The sequence below is a fragment of the Prevotella sp. HMSC077E09 genome (assembly GCF_001814685.1).
GTDB classification, from domain to species: Bacteria; Bacteroidota; Bacteroidia; order Bacteroidales; family Bacteroidaceae; genus Prevotella; species Prevotella oris.
This window is the reverse complement of the sequence record NZ_KV817572.1, coordinates 110,443-116,584: the sequence shown is the minus strand read 5'-3', so window position 1 is coordinate 116,584 and position 6,142 is coordinate 110,443. Positions and strand designations below refer to the sequence as shown.

4 protein-coding genes and 1 pseudogene are annotated in these 6,142 nt (G+C 41.5%); 1 reads left to right on the top strand and 4 read right to left on the bottom strand.

Annotated elements, in window-relative coordinates:
• Nucleotides 1-446: pseudogene (locus HMPREF2983_RS14160) on the top strand (hypothetical protein); the annotation flags it as partial.
• A gap of 178 nt (nt 447-624) precedes the next feature.
• On the opposite strand, the gene HMPREF2983_RS08450 reads toward HMPREF2983_RS14160, so the two are convergent.
• From HMPREF2983_RS08450 to HMPREF2983_RS08435, 4 genes are read right to left on the bottom strand one after another with little or no spacing between them, the layout of a single operon-like run.
• Nucleotides 625-1,512 (bottom strand): alpha/beta hydrolase, encoded by an 888-nt coding sequence (locus HMPREF2983_RS08450; protein WP_070667717.1) that lies wholly within the window; start codon nt 1,510-1,512, stop codon nt 625-627.
• Nucleotides 1,505-3,007, bottom strand: a complete 1,503-nt coding sequence (locus HMPREF2983_RS08445) for a phytoene desaturase family protein (protein ID WP_070667716.1) — start codon at nt 3,005-3,007, stop codon at nt 1,505-1,507. Before HMPREF2983_RS08445 ends, HMPREF2983_RS08450 begins: the two co-directional genes overlap by 8 nt.
• On the bottom strand, nt 3,004-4,506 hold the full coding sequence (locus tag HMPREF2983_RS08440; protein ID WP_070667715.1) for a phytoene desaturase family protein: 1,503 nt from the start codon (nt 4,504-4,506) through the stop codon (nt 3,004-3,006). The genes HMPREF2983_RS08445 and HMPREF2983_RS08440 overlap by 4 nt, the downstream gene beginning before the upstream one ends.
• Nucleotides 4,503-6,080 carry a 1-acyl-sn-glycerol-3-phosphate acyltransferase gene (locus tag HMPREF2983_RS08435; protein ID WP_070667714.1) on the bottom strand — a complete coding sequence of 526 codons (1,578 nt, stop codon included), beginning with the start codon at nt 6,078-6,080 and terminating at the stop codon, nt 4,503-4,505. Before HMPREF2983_RS08435 ends, HMPREF2983_RS08440 begins: the two co-directional genes overlap by 4 nt.
• Between the last annotated feature and the right edge of the window lie 62 nt (nt 6,081-6,142).

The following is a 6,142-nucleotide window of genomic DNA, read 5'->3' as shown; positions in this document are numbered from 1 at the left end:
GTCTATCTTCCCGCTTCCAAGGGGTTGGAAAGCCTGTTTTTTCTATTTTCTGCTCATCCAAGGGGTTGGAAAGCCATTTTCTTCAGTTTTCTGCTCATCCAAGGGGTTGGAAAGCCAATTTCTTCAGTTTTTTGCTCGTCCAAGGGGTTGGAAAGCCTGTTTCTTCAGTTTTCTGCTCATCCAAGGGGTTGGAAAGCCAATTTGAGGCGTTTTTTCAGTTTCGGCCGTGGCCGAAATGCAGTTTTCGCCGTTTTTCGTTTTTCGGCCGTGGCCGAAACGCTGTTTTCGTTGTTTTTTACTCTTCGGCCGTGGCCGAAACGCTGTTTTTGTTATTTTTTAGTCTTCGGCCACGGCCGAAAGTCGATTTTCTCCATTTTCTGCTCGTCCGAGCCCTCGGAAAGCCAATTTTTACTGTTTTCTGCTCATCCGAGACCTCGGAAAGCTAATTTTTCCTGTTTTTTGCTCATCCGAGACCTCGGAAAGCCATTTTTTCTTGTTTTCTGTTCATCCGAGGCCTCAGAAAGCTATTTTTTCCTGTTTTCTGCTCGTCCGAGGCCTCGGACGAGCCTTTTTTCCATTTTTCCACCTCCGCCGCTCCATCGGAACTTAATGCTTCAGCCGAATTCACGGATCATTATGGTCTGAATTATTCATATTAAGCGCTGCAAGCCATTTCAGAAACTCTGTTTTCCATTGCCTGCATTCAGCCGTTCCCTTGTGTTCTGTTGCCCCAAAGCCATGTCCACCCGTTTTGTACTGTATATAGCGATGAGGTATTTTGCGGCTTGTCAGAGCAGAATCGAGCAATTCAGAATTGCGATATTTCACAATCGGATCGTCCTTACAATTAACCAAGAACACGGGAGGACAATCTTGAGGAACATGCCGTTCAAGCGAGAGCTTCTCTCTTAACTGTTGATTGTTCTTTCGGCTGTCGCCCAACAAAGCCCGACGAGAGCGCTTGTGCACACATCTATCGACCATTGTTACAACAGGATAAACAGGTACGACGAAAGCCGGGCGCTCTGCCGCTGACAGTTGCTCTGCCGCTGACATCACGAGATGGCCTCCTGCAGAGAACCCCATTGCACCAATTCGGTTTGGATTAATGCCATATTCCCGAGCGTGAGCCCGTATATATTTCATTGCCTGCTGCAAGTCATTCAATGCATCCGGATATCGGTTTCCTCTGAAAAGATATCGAAAACGAGTGAAATAAGCCCAGAAACCGGCCGTACGATAACGCAGAACAAAAGCCGAAATGCCATTTTTCTGCAGCCATTTCCCTACTGTTCTTCCTTCGGCTTCCATGTCGTGCCAAAAATAACTTCCTCCCGGACAGACAATGACAGCAGCATTATTATCCCCCTCTGCCAAATAAGGAGTCAGTGGAACAGCCTTTCTGATGTCTGTCCCCTGCCAGATATTAACACTGATGCCGTTGTTCTGTGCATCAACGAACAACAGCCTAAGACAAAGAAAGAATAATATCACATAACGTTTCCTATTCATTGACTATAGCGTTTATCTTATTCACAATATAATTTCTTCCCAAGATAGCCTCAACAGTATTGATTGCTGTGAGCGGAACACCACAGAAGCCCGGAAGGTTATTATTCTGTCCTGTCAGCAAAAGATTATCAACCTTTGTAACCACAGGAAGCTGAGAGGCGACCATGTTCTTATAGTCTTTACTAAATCCACACATCGTACCCTCTTTCGCTCCGTAGAAGTCACGAATGGTGAGAGGTGTAGCCGTATTTATCTCATCAATACAAGCTTTGAAACCGGGATGAAGCTCTTCTACTTTGTTTAACAGCAATTGAGACTTCTCTTCTTTCCAAGTTTCATAATCGGCACCACGCCTGCCCACCTTAGTATCCTCCCATTGTGCCACATCTTCGTACAACATAGGAGCTGTTATCAAAGCCTTGGTGCTATAAGGGCCTTGATGCTCTTCCGGAGGAGTCATGAAGAGAAATCCTAAAGGCCATTGTTTATCTGGCTTTCCAAAATTCCAGATTTCATCATACCTCGTCATATAATATTCAGAGTGATTGATATATGGGAAGGTATCGGGCTTCAACTTGATATATACAGAAAAAGCAGAATAAGAATTTGGAATAGAATTAAGCCTTGTACGATAAGCCTTTGGGAAAGCCCTCTCCGGCAAGAGCTTTAACAAAGCACATGGATGAATTGCCGAGATATAGTAATCGGCTTGATACTGATTATTCTTATTGGTCTTTACGAAATCTATATGACGATTGTTTACTTCGACCCACTCAACACCTTCGTTTTTATGGATTGTTCCACCAGCCGATTCGATGACAGAAACCAACAAGTCGGCAAACTTATCACTCCCACCAACAAATCTACTTGCACCCTGCATATAAAGCGAACTGATAATAGCATGAACAAAAGCAGGACTTTCATCTCCCCGTCCACCATAGAGGGGATTCATGTAAGCAACAACACTGCGAAGTTTAGGATCTTTGATATACTTTGAAATGAAAGCATCTGCCGCTATCATGAAATTATCCGAGTGCGTTGTCAGCATGTCAGAAGATGGACGAAGATGAAATAGACTTATCTCATCTACAAGACCAAATACGGCATCAACATAAGCTTTAAGGTTCTCTTTTTCGTTAGGGAAATGCTCTGCCAGAGAGTTTACAAGTCCCTCCCTCCCCTTTTGTATATGATAAGTATGCTTATCTTCTGCAAAATACAAACTATCGGTACATTCGTCATCGACGTTCATCAATGACACCTTGTCTACTATGCCTAAATACTGGCAGATACGATAGATGTTGCCTCCAGGACGCATTCCCCCAATAACATGCATCCCTGTATCGAATTTCAAGCCAAAACGCTTGAAGTTCTGCAGGCCGCCACCTACTGTTGTATTCTTCTCCAAGACTGTAACTTTAAAGCCCTCTTTGGACAGTATTGCTCCAGTAAACAAACCACCTAATCCGCCGCCTATGATTACTGCTGTTCTCATTTATTTGCCTCCTTTATCTGTTCATAGATTGTCTTTGCTGACAATAATTCACTACAAGTAACAATAGCCCCCACCAAGACTCCTAACATACCATGCGAATTGATATTCTGCCCTGTAAGATAAACATTGGGAACCTTTGTCCGTTGTGGAACCCTGCAAGCACTCCCCAAATTGATATCCTTAGCATTACCATACATCGAACCTCCTTCTGTTCCTGTATAATCAAGATACGTAAGAGGGGTTGAAGTGTAATAGGTTTGAATTTTTGAACGTATCCCAGGAAAATGCATCTCCAACACGCTTAGAAGTTTTTCTGCTTTTGCTTTCTTAAAATCTTCATACGCTTTCCCCCGCTTACCAACAGAAGTTCCTCTCCATTTTTCTACATCAGACATCTGCATATACGAAAGGATGACACCTGTGGAAGCATATTGTGTATCATCGTCTGGACAAAAATGCATATAGAGAAACCCCTTAGGCCAACTCTCTTCTGTATACTTTTCACAATCCCAAGGACTTTCATACTGATAACCATAATAGTTATAATTAAGATAAGGAACAGTCTTGTCTTTGAAATGCAAATAAACAGAAAAGCTTCCTACGGTTTGCGGAATATTATTTATTCTTTTACGAAAAGCAGGACGAATTAATTTTGTATCAAGCATCTCCAATGTACGCATAGGATGTGTGTCAGAAATGACAATATCACAAGGTATGACCTCTTCATTATTCACTTCAACGCCAACCGCATGACTTTCATCACAAATAATCTTAGTTACCTTCTTCCTCGTTAGCACTTTCCCACCATAACGCTTGATAGTATCAGTCAATGCAAAAGCAATCTTATCACTGCCGCCCTTTACCCGAAACGCACTCTGATTATAGAAATCCATGATAAAGGCATGTGTGGAGAAAGGAGTCTTATCTTTCTCAGCTGCATAAAGAGGAAGATTTCCAACCAGCACTTTAGCTAAAGTGGGATTGGTGATAATCTCATCTATTACTTCATTGATAGACCGCAACTGATACTCCATATTAAGCGCTGCATCAGACTCTGCATATTTTAGGGAATGCAAGGAAGAGGCATTGGCTATATCTTCAACCAAATCACAATACTTCACTAAGTTGGCATGTTGATCTGGAAAATATTCAGACATCTTCTTAACAAAAGCTTCTTTTCCATTAGCAAACTGATATTGCTTCCCACCTAAAGCCACAACATCATATCCTTGAGAATCAAGTTGTGAAAGTGTCACATCCTCATCTATCTCTAAATATTTCATCAACTTATTCAAGGTCTGGCCAGGTGCAGCACTTCCAATGAAATGCATGCCTGTTTCAAACTTTGCACCATGACGTGTAAAGCACTGCAGGCATCCACCAATCTGATTTCCTTGTTCCAATACAGTTACATCGTAGCCGTTCTTTGCCAAGATTACACCAGACGATAAACCTCCAAGACCACTACCTATAATAACAACCTTCTCTTGCTTTATCATTGTTCCAATCTGTTAGCTATCTCTTCATATTTCTGTATATATCGCCTACGCATCGTTGAAGCTTGTTTCTTCAAATCACCCATTGCAGAAAGTTCAGTCTGTGTTAAAGGTTTATCCACCTCTATATAGAATGTTCCTTTATGTAAATGATAACTTGTCTTAGGAAGTATTTTTCCTGGTCCATAAAGATACATTGGGAGGACCTCTAAATTAAACTCTTTTGCCAAATAGAAAGCTCCTTGATGAAACCGCCCTATCCTGCAATCCTTAGACCGCGTGCCTTCCGGATAAACTGCTATACTGTAACCACGCTCTATAAGCGAACGTAGATGAGGCATTATCTCTTCTATTCCCTCTTTAACCGGCAGATATTCTGCATTGCGGATAAGAGAGCCATAAAATGGATTATTCCAAACCCAGGCATTGGTAAGGAAAACTATTTTCGGTGTGAAAACCAACTGACACATCAAATCAAGATGAGACTGATGATTACAGATAATAATACGGGGGATGTTAAAATCCAAGTCATCAGGCATCTTATAGTGAAACTTTGTCCCAGGTATACCATGATGTATCATCACAAATCGGGATGCATGATAAATAAGCAGGTGAAGACGATACCGTCTCTTCTCGGTCATCTTTCCAAACCTCGTGTAAATCCAAACAAAGGGCGTAAAGATTACCAACGTAAAAAAAAGAAAGAATAATAAGGAATAAGCCGTTCGCAGGAATAACATAAACAGTCTACCTAAACGTAAAGGCAGACCATAAACAACAGCCAAAATGCATAATACAGTATTAAGCATACTTATTCTCGCAAAGTCCATACCCGGTCTGAAATGACTTATGCGCTCTGCACGCGGAGGATAATAAACTCCAACAGGAACAGAAACAATTTTCACACCATGCCACGATGCAAAAACAAGCAACTCCAACTCTGCCTCATAACGTGAAGTGAGCAATGATAACCCATGCAACTTTCGCAAAGGATAAAGACGATATCCTGTTTGCGTATCTTTTAATGCCCTACCCGTTTGCACATAAAACCAAAAATTAGAGAACTGATTTGCAAACTTACTTCCTCCAGAACGATCCGCACCTTCTAACTGCCTATTGCCAATAATCAATGATTGAGGAAATTCCTGATTGGCCTTTAAGAACAGTAAGATATCTTCAGGATAATGCTGCCCATCTCCGTCAAGAGTAATTGCATAAGAAAATCCTGCCTCCAATGCTTTCCTAAATCCCATTTTCAAGGCATGGCCTTTACCTTTATTTTGCGGATATGAAACAATTGTAATATGAGCAATTCCATGTAGTATATCCATGGTATTATCCGTACAACCATCTGCAACAACAATAACATCATCGCAGTAGCAAAGAGTTTTCTCGACAACTGCTTTTATGGTTCCCCCATTATTGTAAGTAGGAATAACAACACAGATAGACCTGCGCCTTAAATGTTCTTTTATATTGCTGTCCGGCAAACCCTTTTCCGCGTATAAAAGGGTATGTCGAAGATTAAACTTTGACGCACCCTCTTTCCTGTCTTTTTGGATTATTCTGATTTCCATAAGTCTGCAATTTAAGTGATAAATATGTTTCGGGACTCCCCGAAAACCTGTTTTTCAGATTT

Bases quoted from the DNA above. Each gene is read 5' to 3' on its own strand.
- HMPREF2983_RS08450 (WP_070667717.1), bottom strand. From the start codon at position 1,512: ATGAATAGGAAACGTTATGTGATATTATTCTTTCTTTGTCTTAGGCTG.
- HMPREF2983_RS08445 (WP_070667716.1), bottom strand. From the start codon at position 3,007: ATGAGAACAGCAGTAATCATAGGCGGCGGATTAGGTGGTTTGTTTACT.
- HMPREF2983_RS08440 (WP_070667715.1), bottom strand. From the start codon at position 4,506: ATGATAAAGCAAGAGAAGGTTGTTATTATAGGTAGTGGTCTTGGAGGT.
- HMPREF2983_RS08435 (WP_070667714.1), bottom strand. From the start codon at position 6,080: ATGGAAATCAGAATAATCCAAAAAGACAGGAAAGAGGGTGCGTCAAAG.